Origin of the sequence: Caldicellulosiruptor hydrothermalis 108 (genome assembly GCF_000166355.1) — a bacterium.
Classification (GTDB): domain Bacteria; phylum Bacillota; class Thermoanaerobacteria; order Caldicellulosiruptorales; family Caldicellulosiruptoraceae; genus Caldicellulosiruptor; species Caldicellulosiruptor hydrothermalis.
The window spans coordinates 2,113,362-2,129,743 of record NC_014652.1; the positions used below are offsets into that span (position 1 = coordinate 2,113,362).

Genomic DNA, 16,382 nt, shown 5'->3' on the forward strand with positions numbered 1-16,382 from the left:
TGAGAGGGGCTATTTCTTGCGTGCCCCTCTTTTTATTCGCTTACTTTTTCACCTTTTAGTTTTGCACCTTCTTTGTATTCAGAAGGGCTGTAGCCAGTGTAGCGTTTAAAAAGCCTTGAAAAGTAGTGCGGGTCTGGAATACCAACCCTGTCTGCAACTTCGTACGTTTTAAGGTCGGTTGTGAGCAAAAGCTGTTTTGCCTTTTCTATTCTATACTCATTTATAAAGTCTGAAAGGTTTTTTCCTGTCTCTTTCTTGAACAGCCTGCTCAAATATGAAGGACTTACAAAAAATTTCTCTGAAATCTCGCTGAGTGAAATCTCGCCTGAGTTGTAGTTTTCTTTTATGTAATCTATTACCTTTTTTATTAAACTGCCCATTTTGTTTAGGTTGTGTTTTTGGACTTCTTCAATTGTACGCTGGATAGATATTCGCAAGATGCTACTTAGTTCTGACAAACTTTTGCATTTTATAATATCATTAAAATAATCAATGTGTTCAAACATCTCTGGATTGTCAGGTTTATTGATGGCCGAAGAAAGCTGAGCTTTTATCATATTTATTTCAATGAGCAGAAGATAGTAAAAATTGAAGATATACTGTTTATCTGCTTTTGACTTTTTCAAGGTCTCTTCGAGCTCAAGCAAGAGACTATTTATATTTGAATAATTTCCGTATCTGACGCTCAATAAGATTTCGTTTTTCAGGTTTTTCAACTTTCTGTCATCAACATACATAAAAAAGTGAGAAAGGTCCTTGTAATATATGATATCTTCTTCATCAAAGTAAAATCTGTAATTTATCGCATCTATGCATTCCTTATATTTGTCTGGAAGCTGCACAATGCCCCTGCCCCACGTACTTACTGCAAGTGTCAAATCAATATTAAAACACTCCACTGCTGCTTTTTTTAGCTGGCTCAAAAGCTCAAAGAACCTCTTCTCTTCTTCTTTTTCAAGTTCTTTCTTTGAGCTTACAATATACACTGCCTGAGAGTTATTTAAATAAATAGTATAGATGGTAAAATCGTGGCTCAAAAAATCATTTAGCATATTTGATATTCCCAAAAGGTACAAATGAGTATTCTGTCTTCCTCTTTCTTCTTTTGTACTGCACTCAGCTAAAATCATCAAGAAACTGCCAATCTCAATCTCATAGAACGAAGCCATCTGAAGAATTTCATCTTCATTTGAAATCATCTCAAATATGACATTGAACAAGAAATTCTCTCTTAAGATTGGTAGTTTTTCTTTCAAAATGCTATTTATCTTTTCCAGCTCCTCAACTATTGTCTTTTCTTTCTTTATCTCGTTTATAGCTTTTTGCACCACATTTATTATATCTTCTACCTTGGTTGGTTTTAGAAGAAAATCAAAAGCACCGTATTTTATAGCTCTCTGGGCATATTCGAACTCTCTGTAAGCTGTCAAAATTACAATCTTGCACTGGGGAATAATCTTTCTAATCCTATCAATGAGTTCAATTCCGTCCATATTGGGCATTTTGATGTCTGTAATAACAATGTCAGGTTTTATCTCTTCAATCACCTTTAAAGCCTCATCCCCGCTTGAAGCTTCAGCGCAAATTTCACACTCCAAATCTTTCCATCTTATTACATTTCTAATTCCTTTTCGAATAAGCATGTCATCGTCAACTATTACAATTTTATACATCTTCCTCTTCCCCTTCGCCAGAAAATTCCTGTAAGCTTTCTTCTACCGCTCTGCTGAGCGCATCTAACAGAATTTCAATTTTTATAGTAGTGCCTCTCTGTGGTAGGCTTTCAATTGAAAAGCTTGCATCCTTCCCATAGATGAGCTTTAGTCTCTTTACCACATTTACAAGCCCTATTCTTGTATAGGACCTTTCCTCCTGTTCAAGCAAGACCTCACTGTTATCTTCTAAATCTTGACGTATCCCCTTTAATTTTTCAGGTGGTATTCCCACACCATCATCTCTTACAATTATGGCAAGCTTATCGTTCCAAATATAACCACCCACAAATATTCTGCCAAAACCTTTTGGACGTATACCGTGAAAAATGGAATTTTCTACAAGAGGCTGTATAAGAAGTTTGGGAATTCTAAGTTTTAAAGCTTTTCTGTCCACATCCACTTCAAGTTTTAAATTCTCTTCACCGAAGTTTATCTTCAAAATTGAAATATAAGAGGTTATGTATTTTATCTCTTCCTCTAAGGTTAAAAACTTCTCTTCTTTTAGATTCACCTCTAAAAGCTTTGAAAGCGCAATTACAACATCGCTTATTTGGGATACGCCATTTAGCTGTGCAAGCCAGTTAATCGATTCCAAAATGTTAAACAAAAAATGGGGATTTAGCTGGGTTTGCAAAACTTTTAGCTCAGCCTCTTTTCGTGTTATCTGTTCCTTGTAAATTGAATTTATCAGATGATTTATTTTTACCACCATACTATTAAAGTTATCAATTAGAATACCAAGTTCATCCTTTCTGTCAAGATTCTCTATTATCTTGTATTCTCCTTTTCTTATTCTCTTTGTTGCTTCCACGATAGCATTAATTGGTTTTAAAAAGTCCATTGAAAGCATCAGCGACATTGCTGATGTTATCACAAACGACAAAAAACACAAAACTATAAGCCACATCCTGAGTTTGTCTATATCTCTGAGCAATACTTTAACTGGAATAGAAGTAACTATGTACCAGTCTACCTGTTTTATTGGCAGAATATTGACAATGTACTCGTTAGAAGTATATGTAACAACGCCGTTTTTATTTTTTACTTGAGACATAAACTTGAGTATTTTTTCTCTTTTTATTTCACCCTTTGTTGAAATAAATATGCCATTTCCTACCACCGCAATTGCCTGACTTTTTTCTGCAACAAGTTCAGAAAATGTCTTGTCAAAAAGCTCTGTGTTTATCATGACAGCTAAAATTCCTTCAAACTTTAATGTCTGGGGATTGTTTATGCACCTTGTTATCAAAACTGCCACTTTGCTTTCTTTGTCTTTTTTCAGTAAAGCTACATACCAAATAGGCTTTCCACTTCCTTTTGCAGCTATGTCATATACTTTTTCTAAAGAAATCTGAGACGGTATTATTTCGTCAAGTCCTATTTCTTTTGAAGTGTTATCAACTATACACAGCTTCTTCTCTTTTGTAAATACTCCTATTGACTGTACATCCAAATGCCCTAAGATTATTTTTCGAAACTTGTTTGTAAGTGAAGCAACATCATCATAGTAATCCACATTTTTCATTGATTTGTCCAAAACATTGTAAAGTTCTGTTTGATACAAAATATCCTGAGTTATGCTATTGAGTTCGTTTATCTTGTCAACAATGCGCAGTCTTGCTGTTTTTATAACATCAGAGGTGTATCCTACATATTTTTTGAATATCAAATCTGACGAAATTCTAAAGCTCAAAACCCCAATGAGGATTATTGGAATAAATATTTGAATGTATGAAACTGCTAAAAATTTTTTGTCTATGGAAATGGTACGATAATATTTTATTAAATTTCTAAAAATTGGCTTTATTTTAAACATTCTCATTCACCCAATTTTTCCATATTCTCTTCCCACGCTTTGATTGCTCTTTCCCAAAATAACTTTGAAGAAATTGTTCCCTGTAGATAATAAGGAATATTTTTGGTTATAACCTCTTCCCAAACCATTCTGTCAACAAAATGGTCAGGCGGTGCAACAAGCACATCAGCTTCTTTTATAAGCCTTTCCACTTTTGAACGCAGAGGATTTTTGACATTGGGCGGGTCTTTTATCTTTACATTTGAAATCAATCCCGTTCTTTCAACAAATATTCTTGCAACCTTTTCGGAGGTCAAAAATTTTAAAAGTTTTATCGCCCAGCTTCTCTTTGTTCTATCTTGCCAGGCTTGACTGCTGACATAAAATGTCCCCGCACCAAGACCATAAATCAAATGCTTTTTTCCAGTATCATTTACCTGGGGGAAAAAATATATGTCAACTGTTTGTGGGTCACATTTTGGTATGAACCATGAACCCTGAACAATCATTGCTGCCTTCTTTGTCAAAAACAAATCATTTCGTTGTTTGCTGGTAAGTGAATAGTAGTTTGCTGGAAAGGCACCTGCCTTGTAAAGAACTTTTAAATAGTCAAGGGCTTTTATGTAAGGTGATGAAAATTCACCACTCTTGATCGGATTTTCTACATCATGCTTTGTTCCTATCGAAACAATAATGTTCTGGTATATGTATGTCCCCTCTGGCTGGGCATTGAAAGCAATTGGAATAATCCCTTTGCTCTTTAGTATTTTTGAGACACTTATCAGCTCAGCTAATGTTTGAGGAACTTTTAAATTGTATCTTTCAAATATATCCTTGTTAACAAATAGGCACTCAACTATTGTTTCAAGCGGAACACCATAAATTCTTTTATTGAAAGTTACATACTTCCACATGTTTGGATAAAAACTTTGATACCATCTTATATCTTTTTTAAGTACATCCGTTAAATCAGTTATTTGGTGCCTTTGAATTAGTAAGTCTCTAATAGATCCTGGAAAAAGACCAAAAATATCTGGAGGGTTGCCAGATGCAAAGTCTGTCTGAAGTTTTATCAAAAAATCATCACCAAACAGAGATTCATTGACGATAGTTATGCCGGCATTTTCTTCTTGAAACTTTTGAAGTACAAACGAGAGTGTGTCGGCATAAGGGTCACTCCCACCCCATGGACTTAAAAATCTTATTTTTGTATTAACTTCTAACTCTTCATTTTCAATAGTCACACTTTCTTCCACAGTTTTTTGAGTATTCAAAATTAACACAATTATTAGCACAAGAGTAGTTACAAGAGGTACAAAAAAACTTATCGATAGAATATGTCTTTTATTAAATGAATCTTTCATAAAAATCACAACCCTAAAAACTTTAAATATGAGCACTTTTACTTTTATTTTAGCTCATATTGATACAAAATCACAATCTATTTCTTTTCAAATATTAGCAACAAACGGGATACCGGTGCTCTAACTTTAGCACCAGCATCCCGTCTATAAATTTTTTAACTATTTCTTTCTTCCTGTCTTCTTAAGAAACTCATCATACTGTCTTTGTGCTTCTTTTATAATAATGTCAACACCTGCTTTTTTGAACTTGTCAATTGCCTGTGGAATGTATCTGTCTGGATCAACGCTACCTGTTTCAAGCATTGGTATATATTGTTTCCATACATTCTTGCATGCTGCAACCTGTGTTTTTACCTTTGAGTCATCAAAGTTGAATCCAAGGCTAAGAAGAGGTAATGCTTTCTTATTATACTCTTCAAAGTTCTTCCACTTGTTCGGGTCTTCATTTTCATAGATGTAGTTTATAAACTGATTTCCAAACATCCAGCCAAGACCAGGGCTATAGTCTTTTGCTTTTGGTCCCGGAGCAATAATGCCTTTTGCCTTGTCTTTAAATACGTAGTGCTGACCTTCAATACCGAAGTTTACAAGGTTGTTAAGATACTTGTCTGTGTTGAAAAGTTCAAGGAACATTAAAGCTCTTTCTGGATTCTTGGATTTTGCATTGATTGCCTGCATAGAACCAATAGCTTCTCTTGTTGACATAACAGGTGGTGTGATGTCTATCTGTTTCCACTGGTACCCTGTTGAGATGGACATTTCAGCATCTTTGCCAGGCTTTAGCGATTGTGGCATTACAAAAACTTTTCCAGCTTTCAAATCAGACATCCAGTCTGTTACACTTGCTGCATCTTTTCTTATATAACCAGCTAAGTAATATTTTCTTACAGTCTTAAAGAGTGCCTTTGTATTTGGCTGCTCAAGCTCATTAACAATTTTTGTGCTCTTGTTGTTCGGGTAAAGTGATACAGGAACATCATCGTCAACAACCTTATCCCAGTCCAAAAGAAATCTTGGGGACTCACCAGCATATGCTCCAAGTGGATATATACCTGGCTCTTTTTGCTTGATTACTTTAAGATATGGCTCTAAATCTTCTAATTTTTTGACTTTTTTAAACATGTCTTCTAACTTATACTTCTTTACCAAGTCCATTCTAACAATGAATCCCCAGTTGTGAGCTTTCTCTTTATTTGCTGGAATTGCATACAGAATTCCATTAATGGATGCACCTTTTATAAAATCATCGCCAAGAAGTTTCTTTGTCTTTGGTGCATACTTTGAAAGAAGGTCATTTCCAGGTTTATTGAGCGGCAAAAAAGCACCTTTTGCCACATTTGTTCTGTAATTGTTTGTCCATATTGCTGTAAAACAGATATCAAATGGCTCACCTGCTGCAATCTTTGTCTGGAGCTTATCATTGTACTCGCCCCAGTCAAACATTGTCATCTTGATTTCAGCATTGAGCTTTGGTTTGATGTACTCATTAACCTTTTGATTGATTAAATCCCAGTCTTTTTGCGGAGTTCCGATGACATACCAAGTAAGCTTCACATAAGGAAGCTTTGAAGAAGATGCACCAAATCCTGTCATAACTCCAATCACACTTGTGAGCACAAAAGCCACAACAAGCATCCCTACAAGAAGTTTTTTGGGCTTCACAAAAATCAACCTCCCGCCTTTTATTTTTTTGTATATAAGCTTCAGCTTGCTGCAACCAAAACTGCAGCTCTGAAGCTTATACCCGTTTTAATACCATTACATATCAGCCTTTGATAGCACCAATGGTAAGCCCTTTTACAAAATAGCGCTGGAAGAATGGATAAGCTAAAACTATAGGACCCATACCCAAAACAGCCATTGCCATTCGCGCAGACTCTGCCGGCAAATCTTTGAACGGACTGTTACTTACAACAGAAATTTTTGCAGCTATTTCTGCTAAATACTGAATCTTTTGTTGAACTCTGTACATAAGATATTGAAGATTATACAGTTTTTCACTCTCCACTAGCATGAACGGAAGCCACCAGTCGTTCCAGTATGTGATAGCTGCAAACAGAGCAATTGTTGCAAGTCCAGGCTTTACAAGCGGCACAACAATTCTGAAAAATGTTGTAAACTCTCCTGCACCGTCAATTTTTGCAGACTCTATGATGGAATCAGGTAAAGACATCGAAAGATATGTCCTGAAAATCAGCACATACCACATATTCATCACATAGGGTAGAATCAACGCATATATAGTATCTTTTAAGCGAAGGACATTTACGCACACTATATACCAGGGAACAAGCCCGGCATTGATTAACATTGTGAAAAAACCGAAGAATGTGAAAAACTTTCTGTATTTAAAATCTTTTCTGAATAAAACATAGGCATACAATGAAACAACAAGAACACATAATATTGTACCTACAACTGTAACAAAAATAGTTAGAGCATAAGCGTGAACAATTGCTGCACCTTGTGCTAAAACGAACTCATATGATTTTACACTCCATTTAACAGGCCACAGTCTATATCCACTTTGTCTAATTTTGTTATCATCACTAAGAGAAATTGATATAACAGCCCACAGTGGAACCAGACACGCAAGTGTTACAATCCCGAAAAAGATGTGTAAAATTGCTTCTGAAACTGTAGATATTTGCAAAAATCTGCTCTTTGACTGCATATCTTATCATCACCTTTCTAAGCTGTTTGTTTGTCAATAAAAGTTTTTTCATTAAAACAGTGCTTTTTCCGGGTCAAGTCTGCGAACGATGAGATTGGATGTGAGCACCAGAATAAATCCCATTATTGATTGATAAAAGCTTGCGGCAGATGCCATTCCTATATCGTTCATGCCCATGAGAGTCCTATAAACATAAGTGTCAATCACATTTGTGACATCAAAAAGAGCACCGCTGTTCATTGGAAGCTGATAAAAAAGTCCAAAGTCTGCATAAAAGATTCTGCCAATACCCAAAAGGACAAGCACAACAACAAGCGGTGACAAAAGCGGAATTGTAATGTGTCTTATCTGTTGCCATTTTGATGCACCATCAATCAAAGCAGCTTCATAATATTCAGGGTCAATTCCTGTAATTGCTGCCAAATATATGACTGCATTGTAACCTGTATATTTCCACAAATTTGCAAGTATTAATATCACCGGCCACGGTTTTGTTTCAAAATACCAGGCAATTGGCTGCAAGCCCAGCTTCGGAAGAATCATTGTGTTGAGAATCCCCAAGTCTATACTCAAAAACGCAAATGCCATATATGCAACAACAACCCACGACAAAAAATATGGTAAAAACATTACTGACTGGTAGAACTTTGCCATAAATCTTGCTCTCATTTCACTCAGAGAGATAGCCGTTGCAATTGCTGCCAAGTTCCCAAAGACTATAAATGCAAAGTTGTAAAGAAGGGTGTTTCTTGTAATAATAAAAGCATCAGGTGTTTTGAAAAGAAACTCAAAATTCTTTAAGCCCACCCACGGACTTTTGAGTATACCCAAATCATAGTGTACATCTTTGAATGCAATGATGAGTCCAAACAGAGGTAAGTATGAAAATGCTATCAAAAGAACAACCCCTGGCAATGCCATTAAAAATAGAGGAAAGTTCTTGTTAAGTTCTCTCAAAAACCCGCTTCGATATGTGCGCTGACCGTTTGCCATTTTTGATGCCGTCTCCTTTCTCAACTTTTTTATTGAAACTTTTGACTTAGTTTTTCTTGAGGTTTTCGATTATAGTTTACATCCTATTTTTCTCAAAATGAATTGACAAAATTGCAGTCTTTTTGTGAATTGTTGATATTAAAATGTGCAATATTTTGTCATATTGGAGTGTCAAAATAATATAAAAATAGCTGCCAGCATTTAGCCAGCAGCATTTGTTAAAAATTTTTTTCAATTTCATGTATCATAGCTTGCCTGCTAAGTTCAAGAGGTTATAGAAAATTGTTGCCGCCTCCCCTCTTGAAACGCTCTTACTTGGTGCAAATGTTCCGTCTGAATACAGGTCAATAATACCGAGCTGAATAGCTAACTTCACGCTTTCTCTGTATTGAGGATTTATAAGCCCTTCATCGGCAATTTGAATATCGTCTGTGCTAACTTCTATTTTACCTGTCAATCTTCTGTACACTTCAATTGCCAAAGTTGCTGCTTCTTCTCTTTTCATAATCCTTTCAGGAAAGATTCTATTTTTCTCTTGTTCAAACAAACCATTTTTAAACGCCGTATAAACCACATCCGAATACCAGGCATCATTCTTTACATCAGAAAACCTGCCGTCATACTTTTCGATTTTCAGGTTCAATGCCCTGACACAAAGTGCAGCAAATTCAGCCCTTGTAATGTTTTTATCTGGCAAGTACTTAAATGCTGAAATTCCTTTTATGATTCCTTTAGAATAAAGTTTGGCGACAGCATCATAAAGGCTGCTCTCAAAATTGATATCTTCAAAAAGGACATTGGTACATCTAACATTATCTATAAACATTTTTCCCTTAAAATCGCTATTGCCATCTGCGATGACTACTATTACATCTCTCAAAAGTGTATCTTTGCCCAAGATTTTACCATCCTGTATTTTATCTAAGTCAAAAAATACATTGAATTTGTAAATTCCGTCTTCTATCTTTTTTGCACTTGAAAGTTTTGCCAAGTCGATATTAAAACTGTCTTGTACTTGAGCCCAGTAACCTAAGGAAGGTGGTGAAAAAGCTAAAAATATCTGAATCATACCTTTTGAAGCTCTATCTGGCTTTAAATAAAAATCAAAAGCTAAATATTTGTTATCTTCCCTTTTGGCATTTATCTCTTTAAGTATAAGTCTTGCAGCTGTTGCCCAGCCATCTTGTGGTTTTTTCTCTGGATACTCAATCTCAAAAGATAGCGCTTTTGAACCATTTACACTTTCGATGGTAATAGGGCCTTTCACACCAGACGGACTATCCCAGTCCCAGCCCTGACGCGTGTCATCTTCAAACGTGGATGGTAAGACTTTTTCGCCTAAAGGTGCACTTTGTCCTTCTTTTATTTGGCTATCCCTCTCAATTGGCTTATATGCAATTCCTTTTATCCTTGCTCTCACATACTCTCCAGATATACTCAGCTCCTTTATATCCCACACTTTATCATCGCCAGGATCAAGTGATGTGGCATCATGCATGCCACTTATATACGGAACAAAAGCAGCTGATGTTTCATTTTTGTTTGACAGTGACCAGTTCACCCAGCTAATATAGTTTGCATTTAAATACTCAAGCCACTTATCCGCCTCATCAAGATATGGTCCACCATCACCGCTTGCCAAACTTGTTCCCCATTCACTCACGAAAATTGGTACACCATTTTCAAATGCCTTTTTCATGTTTTCAAAAACATACCCATCAACCTTGTGAGTTCCAGAGTAAAAATGAACTGAATACATAACATTTTTATCATTTATAGGATCTTGAATTGCAAAGTCAGGTCTTTGGCTCCAATTGGGCGAACCTACAATTATAATGTTCTGATTCCCCAAACTTCTGAGCATTTGTATAATGAGCTGTGCATAAGCCTTTACCTTTTTCCAACCATCCAAACTATTTTCTACTCCCGGTTCATTTGGATTTGGTTCATTGCAAAGTTCATATATTATGTGATAGTCATTGGGAAACATCATAGCTATCTCTTTGAAAAAGTCTTTTGCTCCTTTATAAATTTCAGCATTCGGGTCACCGGGATTTAACACGTGCCAATCAACAATTACATACATGTCATTCTCAATAGCAAGCTTAATCCCTTCTATAACTTTTTCTTTGATACTCGGATTTGAAGCATAGCCGCCCTCACCAACATACATCGCAAGCCTTACAACATTGCACTCCCAATCTTTTGAAAGAGCCTCAAATGCATTTTTGTTTATAATATCACCATACCATTGAAGTCCATGTGTACTCATGCCACGAAGCTGGATTATTTCACCTTTCTGGTCAGCTAAATACTTTTTCCCGTCCTTTTCAATAATCTGCAGTCTGCCGGCAACCGATGGTTTTTTAACTGCCTGATTGCCAAGAAGATTTGGATATTTTTCCTTTTCATACGGTATGCTCTGGGCAAATACAGGTAAAACTCGTAAAATAGAAACAATCAAAATAACCACTATCAAGAGTAGACCAGACTTTAAAATAATTTCTCTCATAATGTGAATCCCTCCTATGTAATCGTTATCATTTTGTTATAAAATTAATATATTCCATGCTCAGGAAGTTTTAAATTAAAAAAATTTCATATCTGTTTTAAATTTTTGACCTGATATTTGTAGCATCTTGCTCTAAGACAAGGTAAAAATTTTGCAAAAAATAAGGCTCCTGTCCCAACAAAAATCTTTAACTATTTTAGGACATGGAGCCGCAAAAAATTCTTTTTTTATTTTACAACATCAACCTTGATGTGAAGCTCTCTGAGCTGTTTTGGTTCAACCTCAGAGGGTGCATCAGTCAGCGGGCACGACGAATCTTTTACCTTCGGGAACGCAATTGTGTCTCTGATAGAATCCAAACCCAAAAGCAGCATGCAAAGCCTATCAAATCCATAAGCTATACCACCGTGTGGTGGTGTACCGTACTTGAAAGCTTCAAGCAAAAAGCCAAACCTATCCTGTGCCTTTTCCTCTGTAAATCCAAGGGCTTTGAACATTCTCTTTTGAATCTCAGGTGAGTGAATTCTGATAGAACCACCGCCAATTTCTGTACCGTTTAACACAATATCGTATGCTTTTGATCTTACTTTTGCTGGATCAGTTTCTAAATATTCTAAATCTTCATCCATTGGCGAAGTAAATGGATGGTGTTTTGCAACAAACCTGCCCTCTTCCTCTGAATATTCAAAAAGTGGAAACTCTACTACCCACAAAAGATTAAACTTTGACTTGTCAAGAAGGTTTAACTTTCTTGCTATCTCAAGTCTCAAGTTTCCAAGAACATCAAAGACAATTTCATCCTTATCAGCAGAAAATAGCAGCAAATCTCCAACCTCTGCACCAAGTCTCTTTAGAATTTCATTTATCTCCTCTTCTTTTAAAAACTTAACAATAGGAGATTTCAGACCATCACTTTCAACTGCAATCCATGCAAGACCTTTTGCTTTAAAGTTTTTTGCAAACTCAACAAGTGCATCAATCTCACGCCTTGAAAATGTAGCCGCACAGCCCTTTGCATTGATAGCTCTTACTGACCCACCTTTGTTTGCTGCATCAGAAAATACTTTAAATTCGCAGTTTTTTACAATGTCAGTAATATCAACAAGTTCCATTCCAAAACGAGTATCTGGTTTGTCTGAGCCAAACCTTTCCATTGCTTCCTTGTAGGTAAGTCTTGGAAGAGGAAGTTTTAAGTCTATCCCCAGCATCTCTCCAAAAATGGTCTTGAGAAGTTTTTCATTTATCTCAATAACATCGTCAACATCAACAAACGACATCTCAATGTCTATCTGGGTAAACTCAGGTTGTCTGTCTGCTCGCAGGTCTTCATCTCTAAAACATTTTACAATCTGAAAATATCTGTCAAACCCTGCAACCATCAAAAGCTGTTTAAAAAGCTGCGGTGACTGTGGCAGCGCAAAAAATTTTCCCGGAAATATTCTGCTTGGAACTAAGTAGTCTCTTGCACCTTCTGGAGTGGATTTTGTGAGCATGGGTGTTTCTATCTCTATAAACCCATTTTGAGAAAGAAAATTTCGCACAACCTGATAGAGCTTGTGTCTGAACATCAAATTTCTCTGCATATCAGGTCTTCTTAAGTCCAAATACCTGTATTTTAATCTTACTGCTTCATTTACATTTATCCCCTCTTCAATCGGAAAAGGAGGCGTCTCAGACTTGTTAAATATCCTCAGTTCTGTTGCTCTTACTTCTACCTCGCCTGTTTTTATCTTTGGATTTACTGTCTCAGGTGGTCTTTTCTCCACAATACCTCTAACACCGATACAGTATTCGGACCTTAATGAGTCAGCCTTGTCTAAAAGTTCTTCTCCCATCTTCTCATCAAACACAACCTGTACAATACCTGTTCTGTCCCTCAAATCAACAAAGATTATCCCGCCAAGGTCACGTCTTGTATCAACCCAACCTGTTAGCACAACTTCTTTTCCAACATCCTCAAGCGATACTTCTGCACAGTATTTTGTTCTTTTAAACCCCTTAATACCTTCCACACCTATCACCTTCTTTTAAATTTTTTAAAGTTATAAAAACATCCTTGTTATTTTTGAAGTTTTTCTTTTAAATACTGACAAACATTTTCTATTTCTACTATTTCCTCTGAAGATGTCTTCATATTTCTAATCTTACAAACACCTTTTGTAATCTCGTCATCTCCGATGATTATAGAAAACTGACAGCCAATCTTGTCAGCATATTTCATCTGGGATTTTAAGCTTCTTCCCATCTCTTCAATTATAGTGGAAATTCCTTCAAATCTGAGTCTACTTGCAATCTCAAAAGCTTTTTTGAGGCTATTTTCTCCTACTGTTGCCACAAACACTTCTGGGACCCGCGGTTTTGCAGGAAGAAGACCATTTTGCTCAAGCAGCATCAAGAGTCTCTCAACACCAATTGCAAAACCAATTCCTGGAATAGAATTCCCACCTATCTGTTCTATTAAATTGTCGTACCTTCCACCGCCACAGATTGCAAGCTCTTTATCAGAGACAGTAGCCACAATCTCAAAAACTGTCTTTGTGTAGTAGTCCAAGCCGCGAACAATAAATGGGTCAACCTTGTATAAAACCTTTGCCGAATCTAAATAAGTTTTCACACTTTCGAAATGGCTTTTACAATCATCACAAAGATAATCAATTGGTTTTGGTGCATCTTTTGCAACCAGCTTGCAACCCTCTTCTTTGCAGTCCAAAATTCTCATTGGATTTTTGTCAAGCCTCTGGTGGCATGTGGTGCAGAGCTTTTGAGAATTTGCCGAAAAATACTCCTTTAAATTTTTCACATACTCCTTCCTGCACACAGGACACCCGATGCTGTTGATATTCACAGTAATATTGTCAAGCCCAATGCTTGTAAAAAAATTGTAAGCAAGTGAAATTACTTCAGCATCTGTCACAGGCGAAGAAGAACCAAAATTCTCAATTCCAAACTGGTGAAACTCTCTAAACCTTCCGCCTTGCGTATTCTCATACCTGAAAGCTGAAATAATGTAGTAAAACCTTTGGGGCATCGGACGTGACGCAAAACCATGCTCGATAAATAGTCTTGCTGTGGATGCTGTCCCTTCTGGCCTTAAAGTGATGCTCCTTCCACCCTTGTCCAAAAAGGTATACATCTCTTTTTGGACAATATCAGTGGTCTCGCCTACACCTCTTTGGAAAAGCTCTGTGTACTCAAATGTGGGAAATCTAACTTCCTGATATCCATAAAGCTTGCAAACCTCTCTGAATTTATTCTCAACATATTGCCACATATAACTTTCTTCCGGAAGCACATCCTTTGTTCCTTTTGGTGCTTGGATTTTCATTTCCTACTCTCTCCTCAAAATAATTAAAAAGATTAGAATTTGCAATATTTAAATTATATATTAATTCAATTTGGGGTTTCAAGTGATGAGACCTAAAAAATAATCAAAATATAGTAATACTTAGACAAAGCTTGCTAACCAAATTCCCACACCAGCTGCAACTATTCCAAAAATGATAGAGACAAGTACATAAATAAAGGCTTTCATGTGTTTTTCTCTCTTTATATACCTTGATGTTTCAAGCATAAACGTAGAGTATGTGGTGAACCCGCCAAGAAGACCAGTCATCAGAAAAAGTTTGTATTCACTCGAAAGATGCTTTGTTGACAAATATCCTATTAAAAAACTCCCTATCACGTTTATAAACAATGTAGCAACAGGATGGTCTTTGTCCATTACCTCTCTAAATATTTTCCCAACTATATATCTCAAGATTGCTCCAATGATACCACCTGCTCCAACAATCAGATAGTTCATGCTGCCTCGTACTCCTCTTTTTGCTGTCTTTCTGAAATAACCCTTGCAAGTTCAAAGCCAAAAATTGAAGCTAAAAGCCCAAGTACAATGGATAAAAGAGGATAGACAATCGCAACAGTAAATTCTCCTTTCATTAAAAACCTCACAATTTCAAGTACAAATGTAGAAAAGGTTGTAAAGCTGCTTATAAAACCTGTTGTTATCAAGTGTCTTAAGGCGGTTGAAATCTTTATGTGTTCTACCGTTATCTCTGCAACAAAGCACAAAACAAAACTGCCAATAACGTTTATAAAAAGTGTTGCAAATGGAAAGCTGCCAAGGCTCAGCTGAGATATAAAAAATCTACAAATAGCACCAAAAAAAGCTCCAATAGCAATTGCAACAATGTTTTTCATATACCTTTGCCTCCTTCAGTAAAATCAAAGTAATCAGCAGGAAATTAGGCCTATAAAATACAAAAACTCCTACAGATGTTGCTCTTTTGCAGCATCTGTAGGAGTCATCAGCCCTCATTGGCATTTGTACGGCGGACTCCATCGCCGTTAGCAATATTATATCATCGAACACAGTGGATTTCAATATAGACTTTTTGTGACTCTTCCTACTTCTCATCCTCAGGTTCAATGTGGATTGTAATATACGAATTTGGCAGAACTGATTTTATATCCTTTTCTATCTGGTTACAAAGGTTGTGAGCGTCGATTAAAGTAGTTGAATTTTCCATTCTAATGTGAACATCAATCTCGCGCCTGTCTCCACTTTTCCTGGTTCTGAGCTTGTGAAAGCTTGTAACCTGAGAGTATCTTCTTATTATATTCTCAATTATCTCAATCTCGTTTTGAGGAAGACTCTTGTCAACAAGATCACATAGAGCTTTTTTAGTCAAATCAACAGAAGCTTTTATTATCATCAGGGCAACAATGATAGCAATTATCGGGTCTATAATGTACATATGTGTAAGTTTTATTGCAACAAGCCCTAAGAATACTCCAAATGAGGTAAACACATCTGTGAAAAGATGCATTGCATCTGCTTCCAAAGCCACAGAATCTGTTTTTTTAGCCACTTTAAAAAGTTTTGTGGATATAAAAAGGTTTATAACGGCCGAGATTAGCATAACCAAAAGCCCTGTTTCTATTTTCTCAATTTCTCCCCTATTTATAATCTTTTTTATCGCTTCATAAATAATCATAGCTGCTGCTAAAAATATTAATATTGCCTCAAATGCACCAGAAACATTTTCAAACTTGCCATGACCAAAAGGATGGTCACTATCTGCTGGTTTTCTTGCCTGTTTGATGGAAAAATATGCAACCAAGCTTGCTAAAAGGTCAATGCCAGAGTGAATTGCCTCTGATATAACAGACACAGAACCCATAATGCTACCTGCAATAAGTTTGAATAAAACCAAGGCTGTATTAGAAAAAACTGATAAAAGTGCCGCACCCTGCTTTTCCATATACCTTCACTAAAACCCCTTTCATCATAAGCTTCTTCGCCAACACTATTAAAACAATAAAAAAATCC

At 36.3% G+C, this 16,382-nt stretch carries 12 protein-coding genes and 1 riboswitch; all 12 genes read right to left on the reverse strand.

Annotation, left to right across the window (positions count from 1 at the left end):
* Positions 1-32: 32 nt before the first annotated feature.
* The 12 genes from CALHY_RS10420 to CALHY_RS10475 all read right to left on the reverse strand — a co-directional run bounded on the left by CALHY_RS10420 (position 33) and on the right by CALHY_RS10475 (position 16,314).
* Positions 33-1,673, reverse strand: a complete 1,641-nt coding sequence (locus CALHY_RS10420) for a response regulator transcription factor (RefSeq protein WP_013403914.1) — start codon at positions 1,671-1,673, stop codon at positions 33-35.
* Positions 1,666-3,537: a sensor histidine kinase gene (locus CALHY_RS10425; RefSeq protein WP_013403915.1), complete on the reverse strand. Its 1,872-nt coding sequence runs from the start codon at positions 3,535-3,537 to the stop codon at positions 1,666-1,668. Before CALHY_RS10425 ends, CALHY_RS10420 begins: the two co-directional genes overlap by 8 nt.
* Positions 3,534-4,874, reverse strand: coding sequence for an ABC transporter substrate-binding protein (locus tag CALHY_RS10430; RefSeq protein ID WP_013403916.1), 1,341 nt, complete (start codon positions 4,872-4,874; stop codon positions 3,534-3,536). The genes CALHY_RS10425 and CALHY_RS10430 overlap by 4 nt, the downstream gene beginning before the upstream one ends.
* 159 nt (positions 4,875-5,033) lie before the next feature.
* Complete coding sequence (locus CALHY_RS10435; protein ID WP_013403917.1) at positions 5,034-6,536, reverse strand: ABC transporter substrate-binding protein; 1,503 nt, start codon at positions 6,534-6,536, stop codon at positions 5,034-5,036.
* Between the two features lie 103 nt (positions 6,537-6,639).
* Complete coding sequence (locus tag CALHY_RS10440; protein ID WP_013403918.1) at positions 6,640-7,548, reverse strand: carbohydrate ABC transporter permease; 909 nt, start codon at positions 7,546-7,548, stop codon at positions 6,640-6,642.
* 51 nt (positions 7,549-7,599) lie between these two features.
* Complete coding sequence (locus tag CALHY_RS10445) at positions 7,600-8,541, reverse strand: ABC transporter permease (protein ID WP_013403919.1); 942 nt, start codon at positions 8,539-8,541, stop codon at positions 7,600-7,602.
* A gap of 244 nt (positions 8,542-8,785) precedes the next feature.
* A complete protein-coding gene (locus tag CALHY_RS10450) occupies positions 8,786-11,053 on the reverse strand; it encodes a cellulase family glycosylhydrolase (protein WP_013403920.1) in 2,268 nt (755 codons plus the stop codon).
* A 227-nt stretch (positions 11,054-11,280) separates the two neighbouring features.
* Positions 11,281-13,065, reverse strand: coding sequence for an aspartate--tRNA ligase (aspS, locus tag CALHY_RS10455; protein WP_013403921.1), 1,785 nt, complete (start codon positions 13,063-13,065; stop codon positions 11,281-11,283).
* Between the two features lie 47 nt (positions 13,066-13,112).
* Entirely contained in the window at positions 13,113-14,378 is a 1,266-nt protein-coding gene (gene hisS / locus CALHY_RS10460; protein ID WP_013403922.1) for a histidine--tRNA ligase, read from the reverse strand.
* 120 nt (positions 14,379-14,498) lie between these two features.
* Positions 14,499-14,855 carry a fluoride efflux transporter CrcB gene (gene crcB, locus CALHY_RS10465; protein WP_013403923.1) on the reverse strand — a complete coding sequence of 119 codons (357 nt, stop codon included), beginning with the start codon at positions 14,853-14,855 and terminating at the stop codon, positions 14,499-14,501.
* Complete coding sequence (gene crcB / locus CALHY_RS10470; RefSeq protein ID WP_013403924.1) at positions 14,852-15,250, reverse strand: fluoride efflux transporter CrcB; 399 nt, start codon at positions 15,248-15,250, stop codon at positions 14,852-14,854. The genes crcB (CALHY_RS10465) and crcB (CALHY_RS10470) overlap by 4 nt, the downstream gene beginning before the upstream one ends.
* 91 nt (positions 15,251-15,341) lie before the next feature.
* Positions 15,342-15,405, reverse strand: a riboswitch (Fluoride riboswitch).
* A 51-nt stretch (positions 15,406-15,456) separates the two neighbouring features.
* On the reverse strand, positions 15,457-16,314 hold the full coding sequence (locus tag CALHY_RS10475; protein ID WP_013403925.1) for a cation diffusion facilitator family transporter: 858 nt from the start codon (positions 16,312-16,314) through the stop codon (positions 15,457-15,459).
* Positions 16,315-16,382 lie beyond the last annotated feature (68 nt).